This window comes from Paenibacillus sp. 2KB_20, assembly GCF_052115765.1.
GTDB lineage: Bacteria > Bacillota > Bacilli > Paenibacillales > Paenibacillaceae > Paenibacillus_AQ.
In genome coordinates, this window is record NZ_JBFRHH010000009.1 from 223,037 (window position 1) to 238,544 (window position 15,508).

Here is a 15,508-nt window from a genome sequence, read left to right on the forward strand (position 1 = left end):
CGTCACCATTGCTATACTAACACTGAATTCATTTCATGCATGAGGAGGGAATTGAGATGTTGGATTATCAATGTCTATTGACGGATGAACAAATAATTCAATTTATTACGAAGGGGTATGTGGTGCTTCACAACGAATTGCCGGATCAGCTTCATGACGCCGTCAGGGATAAAATTAATGTTGTATTGCACGAGGAAGGAAATCCCGGCAATAACATCCTGCCCCGTGTGCCCGAGATCCAGCAATTCTTCGAAACGCCGGTCGTTAAAGGAGCTTTGACGAGTGTTCTCGGACCGGATTACTATATGCACCCGCATCGGCATTGCCATTATAATCAGCCGGGCGATCCGCTGCCGGGAGGCGGGCAGTGGCACAAAGACGGTTACTGGTCCAGCATGCGCAGCCACCGGCCCTGGTGGGCGATGATTTTTTATTACATGCAGGATATCACCGAGGAAATGGGACCGACCGCTATCATGCCCGGTACCGCATATTACGAAAAGTTTGTAGGCGATCAAGGCGAGACGCTGCTGCCGACCGGCAAAGCGGGAACAATGGTCCTGGTTCATTTTGATTTATGGCACAAAGCTTCGTTGAACGTGTCTGACATGGATCGATACATGTTAAAGTTTCAATTCGTTCGATTGCGTGCACCGGAATCGCCGAGCTGGAATCATCAAGAGAAAGAGATGAGCTTTACGGGCGGAACACCTTACGCGCATTTGAATCTATGGAGAGATATATGGAACTGGATGCGCGGCGAACCGGGTCAGGGGATGCACTCTGTAACGGGAGACAAAGCCCAAATAGAGCAATTGGCCGAAGATCTAAAGTCCGAGGACGAGACCGTTCGCGCAAGGGCCGCGGATCAAGCTGGATTGCTAGGAGAAAAGGCCGCTTCTTTAGCTCCTGAACTAGGCCAAATGTTGAATGATAGGGAACCGGTAGCTTTGAATGTAAGTTATGCGCTTGGCCGAATGGGCTCCGCAGGGATCAATGAATTGATTTGCCGCATGTCCGAAGGAACAACGCAAATCGCGCAGAGAGCGGCTTACGGACTGCAAGGTGCTGGCGCTGGAGCCGTTCCAGGACTGCTTGCACTGCTGGAGCACGCAAACGAGAAGCGCAGGGCGCTTGCTGTTTTCGTACTTGGCATGATCGTCCCGTCGTCGAATAAGGCGGTGTCTGCATTGAAAGCGTGCTTGCAGGATCCGAGCGATTGGGTTCGTCGAAATGCAGTCGAAGCGCTGGGTATAATGGGGAGGGAGGCAGGCGATGTGTGTCAGGCCTTGGCAAACGTATTGGAGCAGTCGCTTCTGCAAGAGGAAGAAAGAGAAGCCGCGGGTCCCGATGATACGGACATCAGCCAGCAGAGCTATATCCTAAATAAAACGGGATATACTGCTGCCCTGTCGCTGCTTCGCACCGCCAAAGCCACGGATGTTCCCATCGTGATCCATTCGCTTGAGCAAGCGCTGCACAGCAAGGACCGTTATGTAAGGGCGTATGCCTTCGAAACGCTTACCCATCTACGGACCCCGGAGGCGATGGATGTCCTGATTCGATATTATCGACCGGCCAGATGGTGTCCGGACACAACGAAGGCGAGCACTTTCTGATATCCGAATTTGCCTTCCGAAGCCCTTCGCATTCCCACCCGAAATGAGAGGGGCTTATTGGAATGCCTGAGCTCCGGCGCGATTCATGGCAGGTGTCCTTTTTTTGCAAAAGCATGACCCTTTCATGCAAAGACTTGTGCGATGCGCTCTAGTAAAATGAGGCTCAAAGTTCGGCATTAGCCGTTTATTGTTGAAAGGAGCAGTCATGCATGGCAACATCAATCAAAAGAGTTCATGTCGTATTCAAGACCCATCTGGACATCGGGTTTACCGATATCGGAAAGAACGTAATCGAGCGTTATATGGAGCATTTTATACCCCGGGCTTTGGAATTGTCCGAGCAGTTGGCTAACGAAGAGGGGAACGTAAAATTCGTATGGACGACCGGCTCATGGTTAATTCATGAGTTTTTGGGAGCCGCTGCTCCTGACATGCGGGCGCGTATGGAAAAGGCCATTGCGGAGGGACGGATCGTTTGGCATGGGCTGCCGTTTACGACGCATACGGAAATTATGGATGCCCGGCTATTCGAATTCGGAATGTCCATTTCGGGCGACTTGGACCAAAAGTATGGAAAAACCACGATTGCCGCTAAAATGACGGATGTTCCGGGTCATACCCTTGCAATGGTCCCCTTACTGGTTAAACACGGCATTCAATATTTGCATTTGGGCGTTAATATGGTGTCCAAAAATCCCAAGGTGCCGGAGATGTTTGTATGGCGTGCTTCCGACGGTTCGGAGATCATCGTTCATTATGCAGATAGTTACGGCAAACCGTTTCAAATGGAAGGGCTGGAGGACGCTTTGTATTTTGCCCATACGCATGATAACCATGGTCCATCCACGATGGAGGAGATTCGTGTTTTATTTGAACAGTTGGAGCGGGATTATCCAGGGGCGGAAATCATGGCCTCGACACTTGATGCATTTGCCCGGCGGCTTCAAACCGTAAAGGACCGATTGCCTGTCGTGAGCGAAGAAATCGGGGATTCGTGGATACATGGTATTGCCTCAGATCCTTGGAAAATCGCCCGTTACCGTGAATTGCTAAGGCTTCGGGATCGCTGGATCGAATCCGGTCAATTGGACAAGGACGGTGATGCGTACGCTCGATTTTGCAATCGCCTGATGCTGATCCCCGAGCATACCTGGGGGCTGAACAATTCCGTCTATCTCGTCGATTTCGTTAATTATTCCACTGGCGATCTAGCCGCTGCAAGAGCGCGGGATGTCGTTGAAGACAATCAACTGAGGAAATTCGATTACCTATGCCAGCAGGCGAATGGTACTCGGTCGTACAGCCATTACGAGAGCTCTTGGCAGGAACAACGGGATTATCTTGAGGAGGCCGTTCAATCGCTGCCGAAGGGGTTGGTAGCTGAAGCGCGAATAGAGCTGGATCGGATGAGTCGGCATCAAACCGTCCCAGACTCGGAGCCGATGCAGTGCAAGCAGCCGATCGATATGAACGAGCTTTATGAATTAGGGCAGTTTCAGGTAAGCTTCGCTGCCGACGGCTCGATAAACCGATTGATGGATCGATCCGGGAAGGAATGGGCGGACGAAGATCAGAGACTTGGCACTTATAGGTATGAAACCTTCAGCAAAGAAAACTATGATCGCTTCTTTAAAGAATACGTGACCAATCTGGATATTCATCACGGCTGGGCGGACAACGACTTCGGCAAGCCGGGAATCGAATATGTCAAACCGCGGCCGGAACATCGGCGGTATACGGCATCCATGCGGACGATACACCTGAAGAGGTGCGCAGATTATGATATCGTAACAGTGGAAATGAAGCTGCCGGAGATTCTCAGTAAGCAGTATGGGGCTCCGCGCCGATTGAACGTAATCTATACGTTCCTTGCGAATGAGCCCGTCGTAGAGGTAAGTCTAAGCTGGAAGGGCAAACCAGCCTGTCGTCTTCCGGAAGCAAGCTGGTTCTCGTTTGCGCCCCTTGTGGATAATCCCAACGCATGGATGATGGATAAGTTGGGACAGCGTATATCTCCGTTATTCGTCGTGAAGGACGGTAACCGGAACATGCATGGTATCGATTCCGGCGTATATTATGAGGGGGCGGACGGAACGGTGGTCATTGAAACCTTGGACGCGCCGCTAGTGTGCCCGGGGGAACCGCGTTTGCTGCAATTCGACAACTCCTATGCTTCATTGACCGGTGGATTCCATTTCAATCTGCACAATAACGTGTGGGGTACGAACTTTATGATGTGGTTCGAAGACGATATGAAATATCGGTTCAGATTGAGACTGTCTTCTCATTCATGAGTTCATTGTGCCCATCAGGAAAAACAAAACGGAAAGATGTGAGTTTATTAACTCGCATCTTTTTTTATATATGCACGATCATCCGCCGGTCAAGTTATGAAGAGGTATTGTTTTTATTAATAAAATCGTGAATCCTGTTACGAAGCTGCTCATGCTGCTCAAAATGGTTATACATCCGATAGGCTGCCGTCTGAGCATTTCCGAAGAAGAAACGTTCAAACTGGGTTTGCCGGCCACCGAACGAGCTTGCACCAAGCTCCCATGCAAGCCTGAATAATGCGATACGATCCCAAGCTTCCGTCGTGGATCCTTTTAAATATTGATTAAGGTAAGGGCCTGATTCCGAATGAAAATCCAGTTCAGAAGGGATCATAATCAGGCCGCTGGAGCCCAGTAACTGTATCATCTCGACCATCTCGGGATAGAATTTGGGGAAGAGCATGCTGGATGCGAGAAGAGGCCTGGCGGCAGGAACGAGATATCCGAATTTATCCTGGCTGGCGCCCTGCTCGGAAGCCAATCTTAATGCTTTGAACGTCTCGAGAAATGCAATCATTTTTGAAACATTCGAGACCATATGGGGCTCGAGTCCAACGTTCTGTTCATCTGCCAAGGATTCCAGCAAGCCGAGCATGAATTCGGTTTTAACGATGAAACGGGTGACCATTTGGTGGGCGATATGCGTATGAAAGTGACTCTCGCCGAATAAACGCCCGGCGTAAGTCTCGTCCCCATAGTAAAAGAACCGGTCATGGGGGACAAGCACGCGGTCGAAGACGACAAGTGTATCCATCTCTTCGTATCTTGCGCTGAGGGGATAATCATAGGAAGAAGTGGCACCGTAGCTTTCACGGCATATAAAAGTCATGCCCGGTAAATCGTTGGGAACCGCAAATGCAAACGCAGAAGGATTCACATCCTGGGACATCATTGGCGAAGGTGTCGGGAATACCAGCATTTCTTCGCAAGTAGCTCCTTGTGTTGCCATCAGGAATGCCCCGCTTATGATCATTCCATCATCGTTAATCTCTACGACTTTAGCCGCGACAGTGTCTTCAGCAGCATCTTGCTGACCGGACATTTTACATGCATAGGGCTGGATGAAGGCGTGAGATAATGTAATATCATGATCACGACAGTACTTATAATAGTTCCTGAGATTTTCCGCATATCTCGGATGATGCTCTTCCAGAATATCGGCAGCGGTATATAAGGACATGATCGCAGTGTTCATATAATCGGGAGAACGCCCTAAAAAGCCATGATGCTTGTTCGCCCATAATTCCATCATCATTCTGCGTTTATGCAAATCCTCCGCGTTCTTGGGCGGGAGAAAAGACAAGCCTACCCGTTCTCCCGTATCGGGCGAGGGGTAAGTCATCTGTTCGATATAACTTTCTTCACATTGCATATCGTAAAGATCGGCTTGGGTTTGAATAAGACCTCGGAATGCAGGATGCTCGGATAAAGGTCCCTGGATAGGCTCTCCTTTATACCAAATGTTAATATTCCGTCGGTCAATCCGTTCGATATACTGCTTTCCCGATTTAATAGGCACGTTGTTCACCCCATTTTCGATAAATCGTATGCTTTCAAACCTGTCTACTGGTGTTAATGTACGTGCTTAGTGCATACGGAGTACTTTGTCCGTCGGAAAAGGGATAAAATATGCGAATGTACATCAAAAGCTTGAGCCAGGAAGAGACAGCAGGCAAAAAAAAAACGGACCCGTTATGGTCCGTTTCTTGAAATTTCGATTATTGGGATTGGCCCAGATACTGCTCAAGCGTGAGGTTTTGTCTCGTGATTTCTCCCGCAATATAGACACCAACGTAACGAACATGCCAAGGCTCATAAGAATAGCCGGTTAATTTCTCCTTGCCTTTTCCGTAACGAATGATAAATCCGTATTTCGGTGCATTGGCTTTCAGCCATTTGCCTTCCTTGGTATTTCCGAAGCTTTGCTCCAACGCATATCCTACGGAAGCACTGGATATATCCATGCTCAGTCCGGTCTGATGCTCGCTTTGTCCCGGACGCGCGCTTGTTTTGTTAGCGACGGCCTCGCCCTTATTACGGGCGTTGCGTTCGAATATGGCTTTTTGAGTGGCATAGGACCGGTAGCCCGATACGGCTTTGAGATCGATCCCGTCTTTCTTGGCTGCCGCAAACAATTTTTCCAGCGCAGATGCCGCTACTTTTTTCATCTGTTTTTTGGGACTTGGTCCCGAGAAGCTGAACGGAATATGGGGTACAACCAAGTCTTGCGGAACATAACTCGATGGTAGATTTCTTTGCTTGTTGACAAGTACAACGGTGCTTGATAGATTCGTGACCGAATTTAAACCGCGAACCGTTTTTAAAGTTCGGTTAGGAGCGTTGTTTTCCAAAAACTTCGTAAATGATAAGCTGGAAGAAGCTGCTGCGGCAGCTTCCGCCTTGCCAATGCCGGTGCTGCTTAGAAAACTGGATAAGGCTAGGCTTGTGACAACGGAACCGATGATGACCGTAGGTATGATGGATTTGACGATTTTTTTGTGCATGTGTGAAGTCCCTCCTCGTTAGCTATCTCTCAGTATATAAGAGAGTTATATCGGTAGAATCTCTGACTTGTTTCTGAATTGTAAACAAAATAGAATAGATCGAATCTGATAATAATCCAAAAATAGATTATAGTGATATAAAATAGGTAGGAATTTCTACATAAGGAGAAGTTTCACATGCAAAATGAACAGCTGCAAGAAATATTGAAGGAATACGGCATCCATGAACCCGAGATCACGTTTATTCGGCATAATGAAAATCGAACCTATAAGGTAAAAGGCCATGACGGAAGTACATATCTGCTTCGCATTCATCAACCGATAAAAGACGGCATGGCAGGTCAGCAGCATACCTATGACGGTCTGCTGGGTGAACTGCAAATGCTGGAGCATTTGTCAGGCTGGGATCAAATGCTTGTCCAAAGGCCGCTGCGGAATCGGGAAGGCGAGCTGATTACAATCATCGAACATGAGGGGAAGCGTTGGAATAGTTCCGTGCTTACCTGGCTGGAAGGAAGAGACTTGCATAAGGATGATGTAAGCGACCCGGTCATGGTCGAGAAGCTGGGGGCTCGTGTTTCAGAGCTGCACCGATTCTATAGTCAGTACATCCCGGAGGGCATGGATAAACGTCCAAGTCAGGGGATTAGCTACAATCAATATATGATCGGGGTTATAAAGCAAGGGTTAGCGAAAGAATTGTTTACTTCCTCCGATGTTTCCGTCATTGAAGACACGATATCGTTGGTTAACTCGCGGCTTGCGGATCGTGGGAACGAAGAAGCCTGGGGGCTCATCCATGGTGATTTAAGCTTGGGGAATATCATCATGACTTCAGATGGAGAACTGAGTTTTATCGATTTCGGTTTTTTCGGACCAGGTTATAACTACACGGATGTTGCAATGGGTGCCATGATGGTTCCCTCGGAGCTTCGGAATCTATTCCTGAGAGGGTATTATGGCAATGATCATACGGGACAAGATAAGTTTGTTCGGTTAGAAGGCTTCATGCTGCTGGCCATTATCGGATACTATGTCTTTCAAATGGAGAATGAATCCGTGCATGCATGGATGCGTGAACGAATGCCGAAGCTGTGCGCCGATTACTGTAAGCCGTATTTGTCGGGTGAACGCATATTTTATTCCGTATAGTTCGATGACGAATTAGACGGTATCCGTGAAAGTTCATTATAAGCATTCAATCCCTTGGTATGCACAATGATCGGGTGATACGATATGAGATACATAACATAAGGATTAGAGGTGAAACCAAATGGCGGAAAGCAAACTTCTACTGCAACAAAAAGCTCTTCAGGATGAAGCTTCTGAGGTAGCTGATGAACTTCGACTTTATGAATTGCTAAGTCAAGCAGGCGAACCGGTGCGTGTCGGCAGTTCAGCCCTCGGGTTGATGGTATGGAGAGACCTGGACATGACGGTAATATGCTCTCGGCTGACTCAGCAATTAATTGCACAAATCGCATCGGAACTCATGCTGCACGCTGGTGTGCGGGAACTGAAGTTCATAAACGATACCGGTGTATATAATACGGATCCCGCTTATCCCGATGGATTATACATTGGCCTAAAGTATAAGTCTCAGCAGGGGAAGGAGTGGAAAATGGACATTTGGTTCGTGGATGAACCGGAGAGACAACCCGACTTGAAACATATCGTCACGATGCCTGAACAGCTGACTCAGGAACGCCGGGAAGCTATTTTGCAAATCAAAAGTGATTGGGCAAGCCGTGATGAATATGGCAAGACTGTGCGAAGCTTCGATATTTATACAGCGGTTCTGGAAGAAAACATAAGGACACCGGAGCAGTTTCAGGCCTGGCTGGGCCAAAGGTCCATGAATAAAGAATGAAGCTGATGAATCAATAAGAGGAGAGTTTACATATGGAGATTATCAAGCATAACCTGGACAGTTGGGAGCTTAAAGTAAAACAGAAAAATCAGTGGACGGTTCCTGTAAGCAGCGAGGAAATCCAGAACGCCAGAATGGGCGATTGGTCAATTATCGTTACCACTACCAAGCCTGTGCCCAAAGAATGGTTTCCTGAACTAAGCGAAAAGAATGTGCTCTGTTTAGCTTCTGGAGGGGGACAACAGGGACCCGTGTTGGCCGCTGCGGGAGCGAATGTAACTGTATTGGATTTCTCCGAATCCCAATTGGAACAGGATCGCTTTGTTGCTGAGCGGGATTCATTGCCCATTCGGACAGTTCTTGGTTCGATGACGGATTTAAGCATGTTTGATTCGGAGAGCTTTGATTTGATCGTTCATCCGGTATCTAACCTTTTTGTGCCTGATATTCAGCCGGTCTGGCAGGAAGCATACCGTGTGTTGAAGTCTGGTGGTATTATGATAAGCGGCTTTATGAACCCGGCCTTCTACTTATTCGACTGGGAAATGGAAGAGAAGGGGATACTTCAGGTGAAACACACCCTTCCATATTCGGAACTGGATTATGCGTCGGAAGAAGAGATCGTGAGAACCGGGGTATCATTGGAATTCGGACATACGCTGGAGCAGCAAATGGGAGGTCAGATCCGAGCAGGGTTTATGATTGGCGGTTTCTATGAGGATTCGTTCGGAGGCAAGAGACTGTTGGATCGTTATGCAAACAGTTTCATTGCAACAAGGGCCATAAAGCTTTAACATCCTGTCTATTTCCAAGGGGTTCATTAGAAGAGTCATCCTATCGGGTGGCTTTTCTTTTTTTATGTATATGTAAAACATAAGTAAATCCTATTTTTTTGATATTATCCATATCATTTTTCCTGTGATAGCATGTTCGTATATCTAGTAAGTGGAGAGAGGAATGATGGATATGAGTTCAGCATTTTGGTTAACAAATGCCCGGTTAGAGAGCGGTTATGAAGTTCAAGATGGCGTAATTACGGGAACAAAGACGGAGATTCGCCACATATTCATAGAAGATGGAAAAATCGTGAAGATCGTAGCTTCGAATACAACCCTAACAGACCAATGGCCGCAGCACGATGTGAAGGGCTTATTGCTTCTGCCATCCTTTATCGAGAAGCACTGCCATTTGGATAAAACGCTGCTTGGTGACAGGTGGCGTTCGGTTACGCCGGTTTCCAGTATTTTCGAGCGTTTGGCGATCGAGAAAGCGACACTTCCTTCACTGGATACCTTGACGCAGGACCGTGCGGAACGGCTGCTTGATATTTACCTGAAGTCCGGCGTGACGCATGTGCGTACGCATGTCGATATATATCCGGAAGTGGGATTAGACAATTTAGAAGCGCTTCAACAAGCATTACGCGCATTTGAAGGAAAGTTATCTTATGAGATCGTTGCTTTTCCGCAACATGGTTTGCTGCACTCGAAATCAACGGAGTTAGTGAGACAAGCACTTCGCAATGGAGCAAACCTGGTCGGCGGCGTTGATCCGGCTACAGTGGATGGCGATATCGAAGCGTCTTTACAGGAACTGGTGGGGCTCGCAGTTGAAGCCAATGCAGGCATCGACCTGCATCTGCACGATGCCAGTCAACTGGGGATCTTCACCATGAAGCGATTAGCTCAGTTAACCATTGAAGCGGGACTGCAGGGCAAGGTGGCGATTAGCCATGCCTTCGGATTGGGTGATATTCCGCCATCCCAAGCGCAAGAGATGGGGGACTTGCTCGCTGATGCGGGGGTCGCCATTATTACGAGTGTGCCGATTGGCCGCAAGTTTCCGCCGGTTGGCTTGCTGCACGAGCGCGGTGTAGAAGTGGCCGTCGGATGCGACAACATTTTTGATGTGTGGTCGCCCTTCGGAAATGGGGATGTGCTGGAGCGTGTCGGCCGATTGGCGGAAATATCCGGATGGGTGGATGAACGCGCGTTAGCGCAAGCGCTCCAATATATTACCGGTGGCACCACACCGCTTAATCATGCTGGGGAGCAGGTATGGCCGCAGGTCGGAGACGTTGCCAGCATCGTATTTGTTGAAGCTTCTTGTTCCGCTGAAGCCGTTGCGAGAAGATCCAAACGCATGGCGACGATGTTTCAGGGGAACATCGTTTCCGGTTCGTTTTAGGCGAATTTTATGTCCATTCGGATTAAATTGCTGCTGTCCTATACCGGTATGCTGGTCATTAGCTTGCTGGTCTTTGTCTTGACTGCGAGTTTGTTCACCATTGCGGCCACAGGCGATATTCACGGTATTCGGGATTTTTATAAAGTGCACTATCAGATTAACCCGCTCACGGAAGAGGAGGAGTCTATATTCCTCGAATTAAAATATCTTGCCAAGAACGAACCGGATGAGCTGCAGAACAAAGAGCTACTATCGGAATATGATTTTAAGCTGAGAACCGTACGAGCGGGTCTGTATGTCCGGAGGGATAACGACCAGATCTTTGAGTCCAATACGATGAACCAGCCTGAATTGGAAGCGAGTCTGCCTCCATATGACCTGAACAACCATCAGATTCGTAATACCCTTAACATCGGTGAACGGTTTTATGCTTATGCCAAATATGATTTCCGGTATTCGGACGGTGCCAGAGGCAGTGTGTTTGTGATTCGAGAGCGAAGTCCTTTCGGTGAAGTCACGCGCAAGCTGCTGCCCATTCTTGTCTTGAGTCTCGTTGGCATCGTTGTGGTTGCAAATGTATTGTTATATCGCTGGATCACGCGCAGCGTGGTCAAACCGCTTGATTTGCTTCGAAAATCGGCGGAACACATCAAGGAGGGAAATCTCCAGTTTTCTCTGGATTTGCATTCCAAGGACGAAATCGGCCAGTTGAACGAGACGTTTGAGAATATGCGGAAGCGTCTGCATGAGTCGATTCAACTCCGGCTTCAGGACGAAGAGAATCGGAAAGAACTGATCTCCAACATCTCTCATGATTTGCGCACGCCCATAACGAATATTAAAGGGTATATCGAAGGTATACGTGACGGCGTTGCAGATACGCCGGAGAAAATGGATAAATACGTGAACATCATTTACACCAAAACCACCGATCTGGATAAACTTGTGAATGAGTTGTTTCTGTATTCCAAGCTAGATTTAAAGCAGGTTCCGTTCATGTTTGAGCATGTCGATATCATCGGTTTTATAGACGATTGCATCGATGAGCAGCGCTATGTTTTGGAGGAAAAGGGAATACGGTTGGAGTGGAAGGAACGTACCGGGCAGTCTGTCGAGGTCATTGCCGATCTGGAAAAATTAAAACGAACGGTGCTCAATATCATCGAAAATGCCCAAAAATTTATGGACAAGCAGGACAAAACCATATGTGTCTCCACTCAGCTTTCTCCGGAATGGGTAACGGTTGAAATACGGGATAATGGGATGGGCATCGAGCCGGAAGCGATCCCTTATATATTCGAAAGATTTTATCGTGCGGAGCCATCCCGCAATTCTTCAACGGGCGGCAGCGGCCTGGGGCTTGCAATTGCCAGCCAGATCATCGAGGGACACGGGGGTACGATTTGGGTGGAAAGCGAGCCCGGCATCGGCACCAGTCTGTATTTCACCCTCAAACGAGCGACAAAGGAGGCAGTGTAATCCATGACCACACGCATTCTCATCATTGAAGACGAGACGACGATCGCTCAGTTGGAGCGGGATTATTTTGAGTTGAACGGTTTTCTGGTAGATCTATGCCATACAGGCAATGAGGGGCTGAAACTTGCCCTTGACGAGGACTACAATCTTATCATTATCGACCTGCAGCTTCCCGGAATGAATGGTTATGAATTATGCAGCCATATCAGGAAGAACAAGGAGGTACCGATTCTGATCGTTTCTGCTAAAAATGAGGAGATCGATAAAATCCGTGCCTTTAATCTCGGTGCCGACGATTACATCACCAAGCCGTTCAGCCCGAGCGAATTAGTCGCAAGAGCCAAGGCCCACCTGATGAGATATGTGAGGCTTATGGGCAAGCAAAGCCCAAGTCCAAGCTCAGAAATTAATATTCGCGGCTTGGTCATCGACAAATCGGCGCGAAGGGTGTTCGTACGCAATCAGGAAGTCACGTTTACGACTCGGGAGTTTAACTTGCTTGAATTTCTGGCAAGCCATCCGAACCGGGTGTTTAACAAAACAGAACTGTTTGAACGGATCTGGGGCATGGATTCCAGCGGGGATATTGCAACCGTAACCGTCCATGTCCGCAAGCTGCGCGAAAAGATGGAACTGGATCCATCCAATCCGCAGTATATTGAAACGGTGTGGGGGGCTGGCTATCGCTTTTCGGTCTAAACAATTTATAATTTGTTAATAAAAGTTTTCGAAACGCTTAATCCCAGCTTTCTTGGGAGTTTAGGATTCTCTTCTATCATGGAGATATGACGATCAACGTTCATATTTCAACGATTTAGGGAGGGTTTACAAATGAAAACATATTCTAATAAACTGGCGGCCATGATGGTGGCGGCTGCCCTGGGAACGGCTTCGCTTCCGATTCATGTACTGCAGACCGAGGCTGCGGGAGCCCCGCTCGTTGCCCAGGATATAGAGCAAGCCACTCAAGTGCTGTCCCAGCTTCGCGTGATGCAGGGTTACCAGGATGGCACGATGGGGATAACCAGTCCCATTACGCGGGCAGAGCTGGCAAAAATGCTTGTGCTTGCGTTTGGACTTGAAGGCAAAGGAGATACAAAGCCAAGTTTCACGGATGTGAATTCAAACGCGTGGTATGAACGGTACGCAGCTGAGTTGGTAGCACAAGATATTATGCAGGCACCGGAGGGACGTTTTGATCCTCGGGGAATCGTTACCCATGCCGACCTGGTGCAAATGGTATCTAAGGCTCTGAAACGAGATGTGAAGTCCGTGGATGAATGGGCGAAGCGTTTTTATTCTGAGGAAGGCCATACCACACGTGGTCAAGCTGCTTACTTAATAAGCATTGCCCATGAGGCAATTCCGTCTGAAAAAGCCAACATCACGAGTGTCCGCGCACTGAATGCCATCACCATGATCGTTACCTTCGATGCTCCTTTGACGGCAGATAATGAGGCGTTTGCAAAAGCCAAAGAAGATTTTAAATTTAACAACGGGCTTGAAATCACCAACATGCCGCGTTTGAAGACGGGCTCAATTTCCACTTACATCGTCCCAACCTCAGTTCAAAAACCGGGTACCTCTTATACGCTTACCTACAAAGGGAAAACAGCAGGCATATTTACAGGTAATAGCACGAAGTTGGACATGACAGAGGCTAGACAAGTCGCTCAGGATACGTTTGAGCTGGAGGCACTTAAAGAGAATGGTGTCGTTGACTATGGTTATGTTATTTCCGCTTATAGCGGAGGTCGCGGAGCCAATGCATTCGTATTGGATGAGAACAACAGTGCCGATGGAAAAGTCTATCAGATCATATCCTCTGGTCAAGCCAGAGAAGTGACGATTACGCCTGCAGGCGGACAACCTATCGTGGCAAAATACGTACCCTTCACCCAGTCCACTGATGGCAAACAAGAGCCGAAATTCCGTTTACCTGAAGGCCAGACACTGACGCCGGGAGTTACCTATACCGTTACCTCAGATTGGGCACAGATTGCAAAACCTTCTTTCGTTGCGGGAAGTTTCGAACCGCTGGATATCATCGGAGCCGAGGCGATCAGTGACAGCTCCGTTGCCATTACCTTGTCCGAGGATCCTAGGGACGAGCTCTTCTCCGGACGGAGCATCGAATTGATTGACGCAGAAGGCGGCAAGCACATAGCAACCTACAAATATTCAAGCCGCAAGGGAGCCGTAGGCGTGTTTGATCTGACGCAGGAGGGCAAACTGAAGCCTGGAACGACTTATACGATTAAACCGGTCGGCGAATGGGCAGACGAAACAACGGCGGTTCTGACCGTGAATGAATAGAATACTGCACTGGACATGGCTGTTCATTATAAAGAGGACGAGTTTTACGCTCGTCCTCTTATATTGATTTTTTGCGACTATGAAAATGGTTCTAACATTTGTAAAATCAAGGATAAGTACTAAACTGGTTTCAAATTCGTCATGATGGAGGAGTACATATGATTGAAGAGCTTTCCCATTATTTAAGTGAATGTGATATTGAAGTTTTAGATCTGGACAGCTTAACGCTTCCTGCCATGAAAGAAGGGGAGCACAAGATTCTCATTGTTCCTGGTTATAATCTGGTGGAAATGATGGAAGAAATATGCGAAGAAGAATCCCTCTCTGCCTATGTGAACAAGGAACTGGAGTTGGTTCATCAGTTAACTTTGAAAGATGCACTTGTAAAAATCGTAGCTTCGCAATTATCTTATACGGATATTTCGCTGGAACCGGAAGAATTAGAAGGTAAAAGCTTTGAGGATTTGTATCGGACCTATTCTTTACTATGGGAGGGCAATGAAATTCTTAACGAAGAGATTTGCGAATCGGATACCGAGGCCTTTGACTGGAACACGACTTGGGTACAGGGAAAGGTGGAAGAGGACGAGCAAGTTATCCTGTTGACGTTACCGGCGGAAGCCGGATATGAAGCGCCGCTGTGGGTTCCAATGGGAGGTTATAATGAATGTCCGTTACCGGAATATCAGTCGGTGATTTTTAAGCATTTTCAGCAGATGTATATGATTAAAATACTGGCCGTTTCGGAAGATACCTGGATTCTTCAGGCTGGAAGACGCCCGCAAACGCATGATGAAGCATTACGGCTCGCCAAGGAGCACTTTATTTTCTGCCAATATGTCATGGACGGGTTTTCGACGCTTGGACATTATGCGGACTATTTAATGAAGCACGATATCTGGTATTTTTGGTGGGATTAAACGTCAGTTGCCGCGTGAAAACGCGGCTTTTTTTTATTGGGACTATGGTCAAAATATCCAAAGACATGGTTATTTTCCGTTATTGTCATAAAGCATCATGAACCTTAACAATCGGATATTTACCAAGCTCGCCGATTCCCCTAATATGGAGTTACTTTCCGTCATTTAGCCGCGTGCTGGTCTGATATGGAAAATTGTACCCTTCCATACGCAGAAGTACCTACCCGTGCGCCGCAAACATCCATTATGATCAAATTTACTAGCTGGCGGGAGAACTTGT

Annotated in this window: 12 protein-coding genes; 10 read left to right on the forward strand and 2 right to left on the reverse strand. The window is 47.8% G+C overall.

What is annotated here, in order from left to right; genetic code table 11:
* Positions 1-56 precede the first annotated feature (56 nt).
* Together AB4124_RS24400 and AB4124_RS24405 are read left to right on the forward strand one after the other, a co-directional pair.
* On the forward strand, positions 57-1,619 hold the full coding sequence (locus AB4124_RS24400) for a HEAT repeat domain-containing protein (protein WP_441974467.1): 1,563 nt from the start codon (positions 57-59) through the stop codon (positions 1,617-1,619).
* Positions 1,620-1,828: 209 nt separating this feature from the next.
* A complete protein-coding gene (locus tag AB4124_RS24405) occupies positions 1,829-3,913 on the forward strand; it encodes a DUF5054 domain-containing protein (RefSeq protein ID WP_441974468.1) in 2,085 nt (694 codons plus the stop codon).
* Positions 3,914-4,007: 94 nt separating this feature from the next.
* On the opposite strand, the gene AB4124_RS24410 is transcribed toward AB4124_RS24405, so the two are convergent.
* Positions 4,008-5,471: a 4-hydroxyphenylacetate 3-hydroxylase family protein gene (locus tag AB4124_RS24410; RefSeq protein WP_441974469.1), complete on the reverse strand. Its 1,464-nt coding sequence runs from the start codon at positions 5,469-5,471 to the stop codon at positions 4,008-4,010.
* Positions 5,472-5,670: 199 nt separating this feature from the next.
* Positions 5,671-6,456: a M15 family metallopeptidase gene (locus AB4124_RS24415; RefSeq protein WP_076323242.1), complete on the reverse strand. Its 786-nt coding sequence runs from the start codon at positions 6,454-6,456 to the stop codon at positions 5,671-5,673.
* Positions 6,457-6,633: 177 nt separating this feature from the next.
* Here AB4124_RS24415 and AB4124_RS24420 point away from each other — a divergent pair, with 177 nt between their 5' ends.
* The 8 genes from AB4124_RS24420 (at position 6,634) to AB4124_RS24455 (ending at position 15,228) form a co-directional block, all read left to right on the forward strand.
* Positions 6,634-7,608: a phosphotransferase enzyme family protein gene (locus AB4124_RS24420; RefSeq protein WP_441974470.1), complete on the forward strand. Its 975-nt coding sequence runs from the start codon at positions 6,634-6,636 to the stop codon at positions 7,606-7,608.
* Between the two features lie 121 nt (positions 7,609-7,729).
* Complete coding sequence (locus AB4124_RS24425) at positions 7,730-8,326, forward strand: hypothetical protein (RefSeq protein WP_339272924.1); 597 nt, start codon at positions 7,730-7,732, stop codon at positions 8,324-8,326.
* 32 nt (positions 8,327-8,358) lie between these two features.
* Positions 8,359-9,120, forward strand: a complete 762-nt coding sequence (locus AB4124_RS24430; protein ID WP_441974471.1) for a class I SAM-dependent methyltransferase — start codon at positions 8,359-8,361, stop codon at positions 9,118-9,120.
* 172 nt (positions 9,121-9,292) lie between these two features.
* Positions 9,293-10,513: an amidohydrolase gene (locus AB4124_RS24435; protein WP_441974472.1), complete on the forward strand. Its 1,221-nt coding sequence runs from the start codon at positions 9,293-9,295 to the stop codon at positions 10,511-10,513.
* Positions 10,514-10,522: 9 nt separating this feature from the next.
* Positions 10,523-11,992 carry a sensor histidine kinase gene (locus AB4124_RS24440; protein ID WP_441974473.1) on the forward strand — a complete coding sequence of 490 codons (1,470 nt, stop codon included), beginning with the start codon at positions 10,523-10,525 and terminating at the stop codon, positions 11,990-11,992.
* A 3-nt stretch (positions 11,993-11,995) separates the two neighbouring features.
* A complete protein-coding gene (locus AB4124_RS24445; RefSeq protein WP_430107362.1) occupies positions 11,996-12,691 on the forward strand; it encodes a response regulator transcription factor in 696 nt (231 codons plus the stop codon).
* A 132-nt stretch (positions 12,692-12,823) separates the two neighbouring features.
* The gene (locus AB4124_RS24450; RefSeq protein ID WP_441974474.1) at positions 12,824-14,308 is read left to right on the forward strand and encodes an S-layer homology domain-containing protein; all 1,485 of its coding nucleotides are present in this window, start codon (positions 12,824-12,826) and stop codon (positions 14,306-14,308) included.
* Positions 14,309-14,466: 158 nt separating this feature from the next.
* Positions 14,467-15,228, forward strand: coding sequence for a DUF4253 domain-containing protein (locus AB4124_RS24455; RefSeq protein WP_441974475.1), 762 nt, complete (start codon positions 14,467-14,469; stop codon positions 15,226-15,228).
* The last annotated feature ends 280 nt before the right edge of the window (positions 15,229-15,508 follow it).

What these genes read in the sequence shown, in the direction of transcription:
- AB4124_RS24400 (WP_441974467.1), top strand. Translation starts at nt 57, where the DNA reads ATGTTGGATTATCAATGTCTATTGACGGATGAACAAATAATTCAATTT.
- AB4124_RS24405 (WP_441974468.1), top strand. Translation starts at nt 1,829, where the DNA reads ATGGCAACATCAATCAAAAGAGTTCATGTCGTATTCAAGACCCATCTG.
- AB4124_RS24415 (WP_076323242.1), bottom strand. Translation starts at nt 6,456, where the DNA reads ATGCACAAAAAAATCGTCAAATCCATCATACCTACGGTCATCATCGGT.
- AB4124_RS24420 (WP_441974470.1), top strand. Translation starts at nt 6,634, where the DNA reads ATGCAAAATGAACAGCTGCAAGAAATATTGAAGGAATACGGCATCCAT.
- AB4124_RS24425 (WP_339272924.1), top strand. Translation starts at nt 7,730, where the DNA reads ATGGCGGAAAGCAAACTTCTACTGCAACAAAAAGCTCTTCAGGATGAA.
- AB4124_RS24430 (WP_441974471.1), top strand. Translation starts at nt 8,359, where the DNA reads ATGGAGATTATCAAGCATAACCTGGACAGTTGGGAGCTTAAAGTAAAA.
- AB4124_RS24435 (WP_441974472.1), top strand. Translation starts at nt 9,293, where the DNA reads ATGAGTTCAGCATTTTGGTTAACAAATGCCCGGTTAGAGAGCGGTTAT.
- AB4124_RS24440 (WP_441974473.1), top strand. Translation starts at nt 10,523, where the DNA reads ATGTCCATTCGGATTAAATTGCTGCTGTCCTATACCGGTATGCTGGTC.
- AB4124_RS24445 (WP_430107362.1), top strand. Translation starts at nt 11,996, where the DNA reads ATGACCACACGCATTCTCATCATTGAAGACGAGACGACGATCGCTCAG.
- AB4124_RS24450 (WP_441974474.1), top strand. Translation starts at nt 12,824, where the DNA reads ATGAAAACATATTCTAATAAACTGGCGGCCATGATGGTGGCGGCTGCC.
- AB4124_RS24455 (WP_441974475.1), top strand. Translation starts at nt 14,467, where the DNA reads ATGATTGAAGAGCTTTCCCATTATTTAAGTGAATGTGATATTGAAGTT.